This window comes from Microbacterium sp. MMO-56 (assembly GCF_037146215.1).
Lineage (GTDB): Bacteria > Actinomycetota > Actinomycetes > Actinomycetales > Microbacteriaceae > Microbacterium.
In genome coordinates this window covers 311,193-324,430 of sequence record NZ_JBBCVW010000001.1, presented here as the reverse complement: position 1 = coordinate 324,430, position 13,238 = coordinate 311,193, and the positions used below count along the sequence as shown (strand labels likewise).

Here is a 13,238-nt window from a genome sequence, read left to right as displayed (position 1 = left end):
AGTATTCTTTGCAAGCAATTCTTTGCATCCGATCCGGTGCTCACCGCTCGCTGCATCCCGCCGGTCCCGTAGCCCCTGCCCCAGGGCGTCCGTCCTCGGCGCCTAGGCTGGTCTCATGGTCGACGAGAACCCGCTGCTCTCCCCCTCACCCCTGCCGTTCGGCCTCCCGGACTACGCGGCGATCCGACCGGAGCACTACCTGCCCGCCTTCGAGGCGGCGTTCGCCTCGCACCGCGGCGAGATCGACGCGATCACCCGCGTGCGCTCGATGCCGACCTTCGCCAACACCATGGTCGCTCTCGAGCGTTCGGGCGAGCTGCTCGACCGCGTCGCCCGCACCTTCTACACGGTGTCATCGGCCGACGCCACCGAGGAGATCCAGGAGATCGACGAGCGCCTCGCCCCGCTCATGTCGGCCCACCACGACGCCATCCAGCTCGACGGCGCGCTCTACGCCCGCATCACGCACCTGCACGAGAGTCTCGACGACCTCGACCTCTCGCCGGAGGAGCGCTACCTCGTCGAGCGGCGCCACCGCGAGATGACCCACGCGGGAGCGGCACTCGACGACGCGCAGAAGGCACGTCTGTCCGACCTGAACCAGCGCCTGTCGGTGCTCACGACGACGTTCGAGAAGAACCTCCTGGCGGACACCAACGACCTCGCCGTCGTCTTCGAGGATGCCGCCGAGCTCGACGGCCTCACGACGGGAGAGCTCTCGGCGGCGGCACGGGCCGCGGATGACCGGGGTCTCCCCGGCCGCTACGTGATCACTCTGACGCTGTTCACGGGGCATCCGTACCTCTCCAGCCTCACGAGCCGCGACAGCCGGAAGCGGCTGATGGACGCCTCCCGCGCACGCGGCATCCGCGGCGGTGCGCATGACAACCGCGGCGTCCTGCGCGAGATCGTGCGGCTGCGTGCCGAGCGCGCCGCGCTCCTCGGGCACACGAGCCACGCCGCGTATGTGACGAGCGACGAGACCGCCGGTTCCGCCGAGGCGGTCGAGGCGCTGTTGCGCCGGCTCGCCGCTCCGGCCGCCGCGAACGCGCGCCGCGAGCAGGCTGCGCTGCAGGCGATCGTCGACGAGTCGCCGGAGCCGTTCCCCCTCGAGGCGCACGACTGGGCGTTCTCGACCGAGCGGGTGCGCGCGGCCGCCTACGACCTCGACCGGACGGCGCTGCGCCCGTGGTTCGAAGCGGAACGGGTCCTCCGCGACGGCGTCTTCCGGGCGGCGACGGAGCTGTACGGCATCACCTTCGTCGAGCGCGACGACCTGCGCGCCTACCACGCGGACGCGCGCGTCTTCGAGGTGCGCGAGGAGGACGGCGCCCCGCTCGGACTGTTCGTCCTCGACCTCTACACCCGTGACACCAAGCGCGGCGGCGCGTGGATGAACTCGATCGTCGCCCAGTCGGAGCTGCGCGGGACGGCGCCGATCGTGGTGAACAACCTGAATGTGCCCCAGCCTGCGCCGGGCGAGCCGACCCTGCTGACGCTCGACGAGGTGACCACGCTCTTCCACGAGTTCGGCCACGCGCTGCACGGGCTGTTCGCCCACGTGACGTATCCGCATTTCGCCGGCACGGCGGTCTTCCGGGACTTCGTCGAGTTCCCCAGTCAGGTGAACGAGATGTGGATCCTCTGGCCGGAGGTGCTCGCCGCCTACGCACGGCACATCGACACCGACGAGCCGCTTCCCGCCGACGTGGTCGACAAGCTCCTCGCCTCCGAAGCCTTCAACCAGGGGTACGCCACCAGCGAGTACCTCGCGGCGGCGTGGATCGACCAGGCATGGCACACCCTGGATGCCGCGGCGGCCGCCGGCGAGATCGACGTCGAGTCGTTCGAGGCATCCGCTCTCGCCGACATCGGACTCGACAACCCCGTCGTTCCGCCGCGGTACTCCTCGACGTACTTCGCCCACGTGTTCTCCGGCGGCTACAGCGCGGGGTACTACTCGTACATCTGGAGCGAGGTCCTCGACGCCGACACCGTGGAGTGGTTCCGCGAGAACGGCGGCCTCGACCGCGCGAACGGACAGCGCTTCCGCGAGCGCCTGCTGGGTGTCGGCGGATCGACCGATCCGCTCGCCGCCTACCGCGACTTCCGCGGCCGCGACGCCGACATCGCCCCGCTCCTGAAGCGACGAGGTCTCGGCGACGACTGACGCACCCGACGCGATCGGCGACCGGTCAGGCGTCGCGAGGGCGAACGACCTCGTAGACGAGCCGCGCGAACGGTCCGACGGCCCTCGCCGACACGAGCCGGAGCCCCTCCGCCTCGCGGCGTCGGGGCAGGAGCGGTGCGCCGCCGGCGAGCAGCACCGGCGCGATGGACACGGCGATCTCGTCGAGGACTCCGGCGTCCAGGAACTGACCCGCGAGGTCTCCCCCGCCCACGATCCAGATGTCGCGGTCGCCAGCGGCATCGCGGATGGCGGGGAGCGCCTCGCGGACCGGGCCCGACACGAAGCGGACGTCGGCGCCGTCGGGCACCGGCAGGTCGCGCGTCGTGAAGACGAACGTGGGCCGATCGCCGTAGAACTCGCGCCACTTCTCCGGCTGGGCGAGAAGATCCTCGTGCTCGAGCACCCACTCGTAGGTGGTCGAGCCCTCGACCATCACCCCGGCATCCGGCAGCAGGGCGACGTCCGGGTCCTCCGGCACGTCGAGGGCGAGCAGCCAATCGAGGGAGTTGTGCTCATCGGCGATCCACCCGTTGAGCGAGACGGCGGTGTCGAAGACGATGCGTGGCATACCCCACACGCTACGCCGGGCCTCCGACAGAGCACCGGTGGGGTGCAGGTCAGGCGCTCTTGCGCTTGCGCTCCAGGACGAGGGTGGGCTCGGCACCGTCGGTGACGGCGGCGCGGGTGACGATCACCTTCGCGACGTCCTCCATCGAGGGGATCTCGAACATGATCGGACCGAGCACGTCCTCGAGGATGGCACGGAGGCCCCGGGCGCCCGTCTTGCGCGCCACGGCGAGGTCGGCGACGGCGCGCAGGGCGTCGTCCTCGAACTCCAGTTGCGCACCGTCGAGCTCGAACATGCGCTGGTACTGCTTCACGAACGCGTTCTTCGGACCGGTGAGGATCTCGATCAGGGCTGTCTGGTCGAGCGGCGCGACCGAGGTGACGACCGGCAGCCGGCCGATGAACTCCGGGATCAGGCCGAACTTGTGCAAGTCTTCGGGCTCGACCTCGCTGAAGAGGTCGAGCTCGTTGCCCTTGTCCTGCAGCGGAGCGCCGAACCCCACGCCGTGCTTGCCGACGCGCGACGAGATGATGTCCTCGAGACCGGCGAACGCGCCGGCGACGATGAACAGCACGTTCGTCGTGTCGATCTGGATGAACTCCTGGTGCGGGTGCTTGCGACCGCCCTGCGGCGGGACGGAGGCGACCGTGCCCTCGAGGATCTTCAGGAGCGCCTGCTGCACGCCCTCACCCGACACGTCGCGCGTGATGGAGGGGTTCTCGGCCTTGCGGGCGATCTTGTCGACCTCGTCGATGTAGATGATGCCGGTCTCCGCACGCTTGACGTCGAAGTCGGCGGCCTGCAGGAGCTTCAGGAGGATGTTCTCGACGTCCTCGCCGACGTAGCCCGCCTCGGTGAGCGCGGTCGCGTCCGCGACGGCGAACGGCACGTTCAGACGCTTCGCGAGAGTCTGCGCGAGGTACGTCTTACCGCAGCCGGTCGGACCGAGGAGCAGGATGTTGCTCTTGGCGATCTCGACCTCGTCGGCGCGCTGTTCGGCCGGCTGCAGAGTGCCGTGCGCGCGCACGCGCTTGTAGTGGTTGTAGACGGCGACGGACAGCGCCTTCTTCGCGGAGTCCTGCCCGACGACGTACTCCTCGAGGAACGCGAAGATCTCGCGCGGCTTCGGCAGGTCGAAGTCGGCGACGGCGCCGTCTCCGGCCTCGGCCATGCGCTCTTCGATGATCTCGTTGCACAGTTCGACGCACTCGTCGCAGATGTACACGCCGGGACCGGCGATCAGCTGCTGCACCTGCTTCTGGCTCTTGCCGCAGAAGGAGCATTTGAACAGGTCGGCGCTCTCACCGATGCGAGCCATGACGCTCCTCCTCCAGGGACCTCTCAGGATGCTCTTCGAGCCTAACCGCAACCGCCGACACTTCGGCGGATTGAGTCGTTCGTTGTGGACGCGTGACCGGTCGAGACGCGACGGGGACCCGTCATCCGGAGCGTGCTCCGGGCGGCGGGGCCCCGTCGTGCGATGTGTCGGGTCAGGACGTGATCGCGGCCGGCTGACGCTTGCGCGAGGTCAGCACCTGGTCGACGATGCCGTACTCGAGCGCCTCGTTCGCCGACAGGATCTTGTCGCGGTCGATGTCCTTGTTGACCTGCTCCTGCGTCCGGTTGGTGTGACGCGCCATCGTCTCCTCGAGCCAGGTGCGCATGCGGAGGATCTCCGCCGCCTGGATCTCGATGTCGGAGGCCTGTCCGTGGCCGGCCTCGCCGACCGCGGGCTGGTGGATGAGGATCCGGGCGTTGGGCAGCGCGAGACGCTTGCCCGGGGCGCCGGCGGCCAGCAGCACGGAGGCGGCCGACGCGGCCTGCCCGAGCACGACCGTCTGGATCTGCGGCGAGACGTACTGCATCGTGTCGTAGATCGCCGTCATGGCCGTGAACGAGCCGCCGGGCGAGTTGATGTACATGATGATGTCGCGATCCGGGTCCTGCGACTCCAGGACGAGCAGCTGCGCCATGACGTCGTCGGCCGACGCGTCGTCGACCTGCACGCCGAGGAAGATCACGCGATCTTCGAACAGCTTGTTGTACGGGTCCTGGCGCTTGTAGCCGTACGCCGTGCGCTCCTCGAACTGAGGGAGGATGTAGCGGCTCTGCGGCATGAGACCCGGCAGCGCGAGTCCCTGCGGGGTGCCGAAGGCGGGGGTGTTCATTCGTCGATCTCCTTCGGGGTCAGTTCGCGCTGGTCTCGGTGCCGCCGCCGCCCACGACGTCGGAGGCCGACTCGCGGATGTGGTCGACGAAGCCGTACTCGAGGGCTTCCTGCGCGGTGAACCAGCGGTCGCGGTCACCGTCGGCATTGATCTGCTCGACCGACTTGCCGGTCTGCGCGGCGGTGATCTCGGCGAGGCGGCGCTTCATGTCGAGGATGAGCTGCGCCTGCGTCTGGATGTCGCTCGCGGTGCCGCCGAAGCCGCCGTGCGGCTGGTGCAGCAGCACGCGCGCGTTGGGCGTGATGTAGCGCTTTCCCTTCGTGCCCGCGGTCAGCAGCAGCTGCCCCATCGAGGCGGCCATGCCGATGCCGACGGTGACGATGTCGTTCGGGACGAACTGCATCGTGTCGTAGATCGCCATGCCCGCGGTGATCGATCCGCCGGGCGAGTTCACGTAGAGGTAGATGTCGCGCTCGGAGTCTTCGGCGGCGAGCAGGAGGATCTTCGCGCAGATCTCGTTGGCGTTCTCGTCGCGCACCTCCGACCCGAGCCAGATGATGCGGTCTTTCAGCAGTCTGTCGAAGACGCTCGTGGCGAGAAGTGGTTCAGCCATGGATGCTCCTGATTCCGGGTTTCCGTACGCCAATGAATCTACCGAGCGGGCGGGGCGCCCCCGCCCGTGTTCGCCGTCGGCGGAGCGCGTGTCGGCGCGCGGACGACGAGGACGACGAAGGGCCGGATGCGCTGGCATCCGGCCCTTCGTCGTGACGGTCTTACTCGGCGTCGGCCTTCTTCGCGGGCGCCTTCTTGGCGGCCGGCTTGCGTGCGGGCTTCTTCTCCGCCGCGGCCTCGGCCGGTGCGTCCTCGACGTCCGCGGCCGTGGCGGCGGGAGCCTTCTTCGCGGCGGCCCGCTTCGCCGGGGCCTTCTTCGCCGGCGCCTCAGCGGCGGCGTCCTCGGCCGGTGCCTCCTCGGAGGCGGCGTCCTCGGCGGACTCGTCCTCGTCCGGGGCGGCGAAGCCGGTCAGGTCGACCGCCTTGCCGTCGGTGTCGACGACCGTGACCTTGCCGAGCGCGATCGCGAGCGCCTTGTTGCGGGCGACCTCACCGACCATGAGCGGGAGCTGGTTGCCCTGCTGCAGCGCCTCGACGAACTCCTGCGGAGCCATGCCGTACTGGGCCGCCGACTGGATGAGGTACTGGGTGAGCTCCTCCTGCGAGACCTGCACGTCGTGCGCCTCGGCGAGCTTGTCGAGGATCATCTGCGTGCGGAACTGCTTCTCGCTAGCCGCGGTGACCTCGGCACGGTGCTCGTCGTCCTCCAAGCGCCCCTCGCCCTCGAGGTGCGCGTGCACCTCATCCTCGACGAGCTGCGCCGGCACGGGGATGTCGGTGGCCTCGATCAGCGCCTCGACGAGCTTGTCGCGCGCGGCGGCGCCCTGCACGTACACCGACTGCTCGGAGACCCGCTCGGCGAGGCTCTCGCGCAGCTCCGCGATCGTGTCGAACTCGCTCGCCATCTGGGCGAAGTCGTCGTCGGCCTCGGGCAGCTCGCGCTCCTTGACCGCGGTCACCGTGACGGAGACCTCGGCCTCGTCGCCGGCGTGGTCGCCGCCGACCAGCTTCGAGCGGAACGTGGTGTCCTCACCGGCGGTGAGGGAGTCGATCGCCTCGTCGATGCCCTCGAGCAGCTCGCCGGAGCCGACCTCGTAGGACACGCCCTCGGCGCGGTCGATCTCGGCGCCGTCGATGGTGGCGACGAGGTTCAGCTCGACGAAGTCACCGGTCGCCGCGGGGCGGTCGACGGTGACCAGCGTGCCGAAGCGGCCGCGCAGACGGTCCAGCTCGGCGTCGATCGCGGCCTCGTCGGTCGCGACGGGCTCGATCTCGACGGTCACGCCGGACAGCTCGGGCAGCTCGAACTCGGGACGGACGTCCACCTCGACCTCGACCTTGAGGTCACCGGAGAAGTCCTTGTCGCTCGGCCACTCGACGACCTCGGCGGAGGGGCGACCGACGGTGCGCACCTCGTTCGCCGTGACGGCCTCGCGGAAGAATCCGTCCAGGCCCTCGCTGACCGCGTGCTCGATGACCGCTCCCCGGCCGACGCGCTGGTCGATGATCGGCGCGGGCACCTTGCCCTTGCGGAAGCCGGGGATCTGGATGTCCTGAGCGATGTGCTCGTACGCGTGCGCGACGGCGGGCTTGAGCTCGTCGGGGGTGACCGAGATGTGGAGCTTGACCCGGGTGGGGCTGAGCTTCTCGACGGTGCTGGTGACCATGCCTGTTCGTTCTCCTCTGATTCGGTCGCGCAGGGGCGCGTCCGGGGTGTGGGTCTGGGTCTGTGGGGCCGGTGGTCGGGGCGACAGGATTTGAACCTGCGGCCTCCCGCTCCCAAAGCGGGCGCTCTACCAAGCTGAGCTACGCCCCGGGCGCGCACGCAAGCGAGCGCCGAATCACGGCCGTTGGTCAGTCTAGCCGACTCGACCTTGTAGACTCTTCTGGATGCCGTCGTGAGGCGGCTTCGGGGATGTAGCTCAATGGTAGAGCTTCAGTCTTCCAAACTGACGGCGCGGGTTCGATTCCCGTCATCCCCTCCACTGTGTGCCCGCCGCGTGCGGATCGGCCTCGCACGGCATCCGCGGCTCGAGAGCAGCGCGCCTAGGATCGATGCGTGAGTTCCTCGTCGCCCCACCGTGACGCGGTGCGCATCGGTACGGGGATCCTGCTGGCGGTCATCGGCTGTGCGCTCGTCTTCTGGCACGCGCAGATCGCCTCGTCGATCGAGTGGGAGTGCGTGATCAGCACGTGCGGCACCGACGATCTCCGCTCCGTGCTGCCGTGGCTCGGCGCGGGCTGCGTCATCGGCGCGTGCGCGTTGCTCGCCCGGCTCCCGCGGAGTTTCGGGCAGGCGATTCCCCTGCTGGCACTGAGCGCGACGGCGGTGGTGGGCCAGCTGACCTCCGACGGCCGCGACGGCACCTTCTTCCCCGTGACGGTGACCGTCGTCATCGCGATCGGCGCCGGCCTCGTCGGGCTGCTCTTCCTCGCCGCATCCCTGCGCACCCGGCGTCGATCCCGGTCCTGACACCGACCGTCGCACTCGCGCCAGCCTCGGAGATCTGCACATCTGCGGAGAGCTGGGGCACAGGCATCCGCAGATGTGCGGATCTCCGCGGGAGCGCGCGGGCGCGAGGGCTCAGCGCGCGTCGGATGCGGCGGCGTGCGCGGCGGAGTGGGCGCGGTACACGTCGGCGTTGCGGAGGATGCCGGCCTTCTCCTCGTCGGTGAGCTCCCGACGGACCCGGGCAGGCACGCCCGCCACGAGCGAACCGTCCGGGATGACGGCCCCCTCGAGCACGACCGCGCCGCCCGCGACGAGGCATCCCGCGCCGACGGACGCACCGGACAGGACGACGCTGCCCATGCCGATCAGGGTCCCGTCGCCGATCGTGCAGCCGTGGACGACCGCGTTGTGACCGACCGACACGTTCCGGCCGATGACCACGGGATGCCCGGAGTCGACGTGCACGGAGACGTTGTCCTGCAGGTTGCTGCCGGCGCCCAGGGAGATCGATGCGCTGTCCCCGCGGACGACGGCGTTGTACCAGACGCTCGCACCCTCCGCGAGGCTCACGTCTCCGACGAGGCGCGCCCCCGAGGCGACGAAGGCGGTCTCGTGCAGGCGGGGTGCGCGGTCCCCGAGCGCGAGGAGGGAGGCGTCGGCGGCGATCGTCATGCCTCGACCCTAGCCCCGGCGCATCCGGGGACGCAGGCCGGACCCCCGCCCCGGCGAGCCGCCGCACGAACCGCGCCGGTGACCCACCCCGCGAGCCGGGGAAAGCCCCCGGATCGGACGCTGTAAGCCCAGCCTTCTCTTGCTTGCGGAATGCCGGGCGCTGAGTAGCGTTGTCCTCGATGTGGGCACACGATGCCCGGCAGGAACATGAGGAGGAAGAGACCATGACCGACACCAAGACGATCTCGATGACCGCGGCGGGCCCCGAGGCATCCGCCGGAACCGCCCAGTTCCTCACCCCCGTCGCCGTGGGCCTGCAGGCCCTCGCGGTGAACGGCAAGCAGGCGCACTGGAACGTGCGCGGAGCGAACTTCATCGCGATCCACGAGCTGCTCGACCAGGTGGTCGCCAACGCCCAGGGCTTCGCCGACCTCGCCGCGGAGCGCATCGTCGCCCTCGGGCTGCCGATCGACGCCCGCCTGTCGACGGTCGCCGAGAAGTCCGGGGCCACGGCGGTCCCCGCCGGGTTCGCGCAGTGGCAGGACATCGTGCGCGCGATCGTCACCGACATGGATGTCGTCATCGCCGACGTCCAGGCCGCGATCGACGGGCTCGACGAGACCGACCTCACGAGCCAGGACGTCGCGATCGCCATCAAGGCGGGTCTCGAGAAGGACCGCTGGTTCCTCTCGGCGCACCTCGCCGAGTGAGCGCACGACGCTGAGATCACGGATGCCCCGGGCCGCACGGTCCGGGGCATCCGTCGTCCGAGGGGGAACGCGTCGCGGCCGTCACGCGAGGTGGGTCAGCCGCCCCTCGAGGAGCGTCGCCACGGCCCGCGTGCCGCGCAGCGACGCCTCGTCCGCGCCGAGCGGGTCGCGGTCGATCACGACGAGATCGGCGATGTCTCCCGGAGCGAGCGCGGACCCGCCGATCGATCCGCCTCCGGTGGAGGCGGCGAGGGCCGTCGCGGGGTCCACCGCCTGCTCGGGACGCCACGCGGGGCGGCCGTCGCGGGTCCGGTGCACCGCCGCCGCCATCGCCGCCCACGGGTCGAGGGGCGCGACGGGAGCGTCGGAGCCGAACAGCAGGTTCGTGCCGGCGTCCGCCAGCGCGCGCAGAGGGTAGGCGATCGCCGTCTGGTCGGCCCAGATCGTGTCGGTGAGGTCGCGGTCGTCCAGGGCATGCTCGGGCTGCACGCTCGCGCCGACGCCGAGGCGGGCGAACCGCGGGATGTCGGCGTGCGCGACGAGCTGGGCGTGCTCGATCGTTCCCGTCGCCCCGGTCGCGGCGAACGCGTCGAGGGCGTGGGAGTTGGCGAGGTCGCCGATGGCGTGCACCGCGCATGAGAGACCTCCCGCCGTCGCGCGCGTCATCATGTCGACGAGGTCCTCGGGCGCCACGGTCAGCACCCCGTGGTTGTGCGGGTCGCCGGGGTAGGCGTGCGAGCACGCCGCGGTGCGGGTGCCCAGCGAGCCGTCGGTGATCACCTTCAGGGAGCCGACCTGCACCAGCGCGGCGGGGTCGAGCGCATCGCCGGATGCCAGACCCTCCGAGATCGCCCGGTCCAGTTGGGCCGGGTACACGCCGAAGCGGATCCGGGTCGTGTCGAAGCCCCGATCCAGACGCCGCGCCCACGCCTCGGCGTTCCACGCCATGTCGAGGTCGACGACCCCGACGATCCCCCGCACCGCGGCCTCGGCGAGCGTCTGCACCACGAGCCGGTCTCCGACGACCGGATCGGCCGCGTTCAGCCGCCGGGAGATCTCGAACGCCGGCTCCTCACGGACGAGGCCCGCCGGATCGGACGGCATCCCTTCGCGGCGGAACGCGGCGGAGTTCATCCAGACGCTGTGCACGTCGGCGTTGATGAGGTAGGTCGGCACGTCGCCGGTCGTGGCATCGAGCAGGTCCAGGGTCGGCGCGTCCGGCCAGAGCGCGTCGCGGAATCCGGTCCCGATGCGGCGGCCGTCGGCCAGGATCGGCGCGCGTCCCATGATCGCGGCGCCCTCCGCGGCGGACACGACGTGGCCGAGCGGCTCCCGCTGCGCGACCAGGGCCCACTGGACCGTGTGCACGTGGTGGTCCCAGAGCCCGGGCACGACCCAGCAGCCGTCGGCCGCCACGATCGGGCCGCGTCGCGGCAGGGCCCCCGCGGGGGCGATGTCGACGATCCTGCCGTCGGCCAGGTGCAGATCGACCGGATCGTCGCCGAACGGATCCAGGCGGCCGGCGCCCGTGAGACGGGCCCCGGCGATGACGGTCGGACGGTCGCCGAGACCGAGTGAACCCGTCATGACCGATCTCCTTCCGCGGCGCGGCCGCGCGCCGCACGCAGGGCCGCGTGGGCCCGGCGCATCTCGTCGGCGAGCCGCGGGTCGGCGTAGGGACTCGCGCCCCGATCGAGTTCGCCGATGATCGTGTCGACCACGTCGTCCGGCCGGTTCTGGCTCAGCTTGCGCTTGGCGACGACCTTCGTGGGGGTGAGCCGGAAGCCGACCGTGCCGCGCTCCAGGCGCCGGACGAAGTCCTCGTCGTTCGGCGGCGCCCACATCGGACGCGGGTGCGGAAGGTCCCGTTCGAACCTGTCGACGAGCCGATCGAGGACGCGGAGGTTCTCGTCGGTGTCCAACAGCTCCGGCACACCGCTGAGGTGCACGGAGACGAAATTCCAGGTGGGCACGGCGGCGACGTCGCCGTACCAGCCCGGCGAGATATAGCCGTGCGGACCCTGGACGACCACCAGCAGCTCCCGCTCGCCGAGTCCGAGGAGGGCGTCGTCAGGCTTGCCGACGTGGCCGACGATGGTGAGGTCGTCGCGCTCCTCGTCGAGCAGCACCGCATAGTGCGACGCGACCATCCCGTCGGGGCCGGCGCCCACGAGGGTCATCCACGGGTGGGCGTCGATCACGCGGCGCAGCTCCGCCACGTCGGTCATCGCGAAGCTCGGGTTCTGTCTCATCGGGCCCTCCTCGACGACCGAGCGGCGTGCCGCCCGATCACTTCTGACACGAGGGGCACCAGTAGAGCTTGCGCGCCCCCATCTCTTCGAGGACGATCTCGGTGCCGCAGACGCGGCACGGCAGACCGGCGCGGTGGTACACCCAGTGCCGGTCGTCGCGATGCGCCATCGCGCGCCGGTACGCCTCCGGATCGAGATCGTCCATCGTCATCATCTGGCCCGTCTCCACGCCGATGACCAGCAGCCGGGCCCAATCCCGCCAGATCTGCCGGACGACGTCCTCGGGAACGACCTTGCCCGGCGTATGCGGGTCGACGAGGGCCCGATACAGCAGCTCGGCCCGGTACACGTTGCCGATCCCGCTGACGACGTTCTGGTCCATCAGCAGCAGCCCGATGGGCGTGGGCTTGCGGCGCACGACCGCGGTGAACCGGTCCTCGCCCTCGGCGAGGTCGTCCACGAGCGGGTCGGGGCCGAGCTTCGCGATCGTCGCCTGCACCTGATCGGGCGACTGCAGCTCGCACGCCGTGGGTCCGCGCAGATCCGCGCACGTGCTGTCGGTGAGAAGGCGCAGGCGCACCTGGCCGACGACCGGCGGAGGCCACTCATCCGCCTCGTCGTCGCCCAGTCCTCGGGTCTGCTCGCTCATCCGCACGCGCCCGCGGGTCTTGCGCGGCGCGCCGATCGAGCTCAGCGAGTTCTCCCCCGCGTCGTCGAGCACGCGTGCCGGATCGGACGTCAGATCGGTGCCGCGCTGGTTGGTCTGCCCCATCCGGCCGTTCGCGGAGGCGATCGTGGGGTCGACGATGATCTCGCCGGCGAAGTCCCACGCCCCGTACATCCCGAGGTGCACCCGCAGCCAGAGCTCGTCCTCGAACTCGAGGAACATCTGCTTGCCGACGGCGCGGACGCCCACGGCCTCGCGCCCGTCGAGCATGGCAGCTCCCTCCGCGAAGCGCCCCTGCGGGCTCGACGCGGCGACGCGGCGTCCGACGACGTTCCGGTCGAACTGCCGGGCGATGCGGTGGACGGAGTGGCCCTCGGGCATCAGCCGGCTTCGGGGTCGAACGCGTCGGCGGACTCGCCGCCCTGCGCCCCGGGCGCGGCGATCGCGCGCGGGTCGGGGAGGAGGGTGCCGTCGCGCTCGAAGTCCGCGAGCTGCGCGATGCGGCGCGCGTGGCGCTCCTCCCCGGAGAAGGGCGTGGCGATGAAGCGGTCGATGAAGGCGATCGCCTCGCCGACGGTGTGCTGACGTGCGCCGATCGAGATGACGTTCGCGTCGTTGTGCTCGCGCGCGAGCTCGGCGGTCGCGATGCTCCACACGAGTGCGGCGCGGGCGCCCTCGACCTTGTTCGCGGCGATCTGCTCGCCGTTGCCCGATCCGCCGAACACGACGCCGAGCGTCTCGATGCCCGCCGCCTGATCGCGCACCACGGCCTGGGCGGCGCGGATGCAGAACGCGGGATAGTCGTCGAGCGGGTCGTACTCGAGCGGACCGTGGTCGACGACCTCGTGCCCCGCCTCGGCGAGGTGGTGCTGGAGCTGGGTGGAGAACTCGAGGCCGGCGTGATCGGTCGCGATGTGGATGCGCATGGCCCCCATCCTACGAGCGG

Annotated in this window: 13 protein-coding genes and 2 tRNA genes; 4 read left to right on the top strand and 11 right to left on the bottom strand. The window is 70.7% G+C overall.

Annotated features, from left to right (window positions below):
- Positions 1-115 precede the first annotated feature (115 nt).
- Positions 116-2,170, top strand: coding sequence for a M3 family metallopeptidase (locus WFI00_RS01520; protein ID WP_336631200.1), 2,055 nt, complete (start codon positions 116-118; stop codon positions 2,168-2,170).
- Between the two features lie 25 nt (positions 2,171-2,195).
- Here WFI00_RS01520 and WFI00_RS01515 read toward each other — a convergent pair whose 3' ends face one another.
- The 6 genes from WFI00_RS01515 to WFI00_RS01490 form a co-directional block, all read right to left on the bottom strand.
- Complete coding sequence (locus WFI00_RS01515; protein WP_336631201.1) at positions 2,196-2,759, bottom strand: dihydrofolate reductase family protein; 564 nt, start codon at positions 2,757-2,759, stop codon at positions 2,196-2,198.
- Between the two features lie 49 nt (positions 2,760-2,808).
- Entirely contained in the window at positions 2,809-4,077 is a 1,269-nt protein-coding gene (gene clpX, locus WFI00_RS01510; RefSeq protein ID WP_336631202.1) for an ATP-dependent Clp protease ATP-binding subunit ClpX, read from the bottom strand.
- A gap of 172 nt (positions 4,078-4,249) precedes the next feature.
- Positions 4,250-4,927, bottom strand: a complete 678-nt coding sequence (locus WFI00_RS01505) for an ATP-dependent Clp protease proteolytic subunit (protein ID WP_204963514.1) — start codon at positions 4,925-4,927, stop codon at positions 4,250-4,252.
- A gap of 19 nt (positions 4,928-4,946) precedes the next feature.
- On the bottom strand, positions 4,947-5,540 hold the full coding sequence (locus WFI00_RS01500; RefSeq protein ID WP_336631203.1) for an ATP-dependent Clp protease proteolytic subunit: 594 nt from the start codon (positions 5,538-5,540) through the stop codon (positions 4,947-4,949).
- A 160-nt stretch (positions 5,541-5,700) separates the two neighbouring features.
- On the bottom strand, positions 5,701-7,206 hold the full coding sequence (gene tig, locus WFI00_RS01495; RefSeq protein WP_336631204.1) for a trigger factor: 1,506 nt from the start codon (positions 7,204-7,206) through the stop codon (positions 5,701-5,703).
- Positions 7,207-7,278: 72 nt separating this feature from the next.
- Positions 7,279-7,355, bottom strand: a tRNA-Pro gene (locus tag WFI00_RS01490).
- Positions 7,356-7,450: 95 nt separating this feature from the next.
- Between WFI00_RS01490 and WFI00_RS01485 the strand changes: the two genes are divergently transcribed.
- Together WFI00_RS01485 and WFI00_RS01480 are read left to right on the top strand one after the other, a co-directional pair.
- A tRNA-Gly gene (locus WFI00_RS01485) sits at positions 7,451-7,524 on the top strand.
- A 74-nt stretch (positions 7,525-7,598) separates the two neighbouring features.
- Complete coding sequence (locus tag WFI00_RS01480; RefSeq protein ID WP_336631205.1) at positions 7,599-8,012, top strand: hypothetical protein; 414 nt, start codon at positions 7,599-7,601, stop codon at positions 8,010-8,012.
- A gap of 111 nt (positions 8,013-8,123) precedes the next feature.
- Here WFI00_RS01480 and WFI00_RS01475 read toward each other — a convergent pair whose 3' ends face one another.
- Positions 8,124-8,663, bottom strand: coding sequence for a gamma carbonic anhydrase family protein (locus WFI00_RS01475; RefSeq protein ID WP_336631206.1), 540 nt, complete (start codon positions 8,661-8,663; stop codon positions 8,124-8,126).
- A gap of 224 nt (positions 8,664-8,887) precedes the next feature.
- Here WFI00_RS01475 and WFI00_RS01470 point away from each other — a divergent pair, with 224 nt between their 5' ends.
- A complete protein-coding gene (locus WFI00_RS01470; protein WP_336631207.1) occupies positions 8,888-9,373 on the top strand; it encodes a Dps family protein in 486 nt (161 codons plus the stop codon).
- A gap of 81 nt (positions 9,374-9,454) precedes the next feature.
- Here the strand turns inward: WFI00_RS01470 and WFI00_RS01465 are convergent, their stop codons facing one another.
- The 4 genes from WFI00_RS01465 to WFI00_RS01450 are packed head-to-tail and all read right to left on the bottom strand — an operon-like array spanning position 9,455 to position 13,218.
- Positions 9,455-10,960, bottom strand: coding sequence for an amidohydrolase (locus WFI00_RS01465; RefSeq protein ID WP_336631208.1), 1,506 nt, complete (start codon positions 10,958-10,960; stop codon positions 9,455-9,457).
- Entirely contained in the window at positions 10,957-11,625 is a 669-nt protein-coding gene (locus WFI00_RS01460) for an FMN-binding negative transcriptional regulator (protein WP_336631209.1), read from the bottom strand. The genes WFI00_RS01465 and WFI00_RS01460 overlap by 4 nt, the downstream gene beginning before the upstream one ends.
- 37 nt (positions 11,626-11,662) lie before the next feature.
- The gene (locus WFI00_RS01455; RefSeq protein WP_336631210.1) at positions 11,663-12,673 is read right to left on the bottom strand and encodes an Fpg/Nei family DNA glycosylase; all 1,011 of its coding nucleotides are present in this window, start codon (positions 12,671-12,673) and stop codon (positions 11,663-11,665) included.
- Complete coding sequence (locus WFI00_RS01450; protein WP_336631211.1) at positions 12,673-13,218, bottom strand: ribose-5-phosphate isomerase; 546 nt, start codon at positions 13,216-13,218, stop codon at positions 12,673-12,675. Before WFI00_RS01450 ends, WFI00_RS01455 begins: the two co-directional genes overlap by 1 nt.
- Positions 13,219-13,238: the final 20 nt, after the last annotated feature.

Bases quoted from the DNA above. Each gene is read 5' to 3' on its own strand.
- WFI00_RS01450 (WP_336631211.1), bottom strand. From the start codon at position 13,218: ATGCGCATCCACATCGCGACCGATCACGCCGGCCTCGAGTTCTCCACC.
- clpX (WP_336631202.1), bottom strand. From the start codon at position 4,077: ATGGCTCGCATCGGTGAGAGCGCCGACCTGTTCAAATGCTCCTTCTGC.
- WFI00_RS01455 (WP_336631210.1), bottom strand. From the start codon at position 12,673: ATGCCCGAGGGCCACTCCGTCCACCGCATCGCCCGGCAGTTCGACCGG.
- WFI00_RS01515 (WP_336631201.1), bottom strand. From the start codon at position 2,759: ATGCCACGCATCGTCTTCGACACCGCCGTCTCGCTCAACGGGTGGATC.
- tig (WP_336631204.1), bottom strand. From the start codon at position 7,206: ATGGTCACCAGCACCGTCGAGAAGCTCAGCCCCACCCGGGTCAAGCTC.
- WFI00_RS01465 (WP_336631208.1), bottom strand. From the start codon at position 10,960: ATGACGGGTTCACTCGGTCTCGGCGACCGTCCGACCGTCATCGCCGGG.
- WFI00_RS01470 (WP_336631207.1), top strand. From the start codon at position 8,888: ATGACCGACACCAAGACGATCTCGATGACCGCGGCGGGCCCCGAGGCA.
- WFI00_RS01475 (WP_336631206.1), bottom strand. From the start codon at position 8,663: ATGACGATCGCCGCCGACGCCTCCCTCCTCGCGCTCGGGGACCGCGCA.
- WFI00_RS01460 (WP_336631209.1), bottom strand. From the start codon at position 11,625: ATGAGACAGAACCCGAGCTTCGCGATGACCGACGTGGCGGAGCTGCGC.
- WFI00_RS01500 (WP_336631203.1), bottom strand. From the start codon at position 5,540: ATGGCTGAACCACTTCTCGCCACGAGCGTCTTCGACAGACTGCTGAAA.
- WFI00_RS01505 (WP_204963514.1), bottom strand. From the start codon at position 4,927: ATGAACACCCCCGCCTTCGGCACCCCGCAGGGACTCGCGCTGCCGGGT.
- WFI00_RS01520 (WP_336631200.1), top strand. From the start codon at position 116: ATGGTCGACGAGAACCCGCTGCTCTCCCCCTCACCCCTGCCGTTCGGC.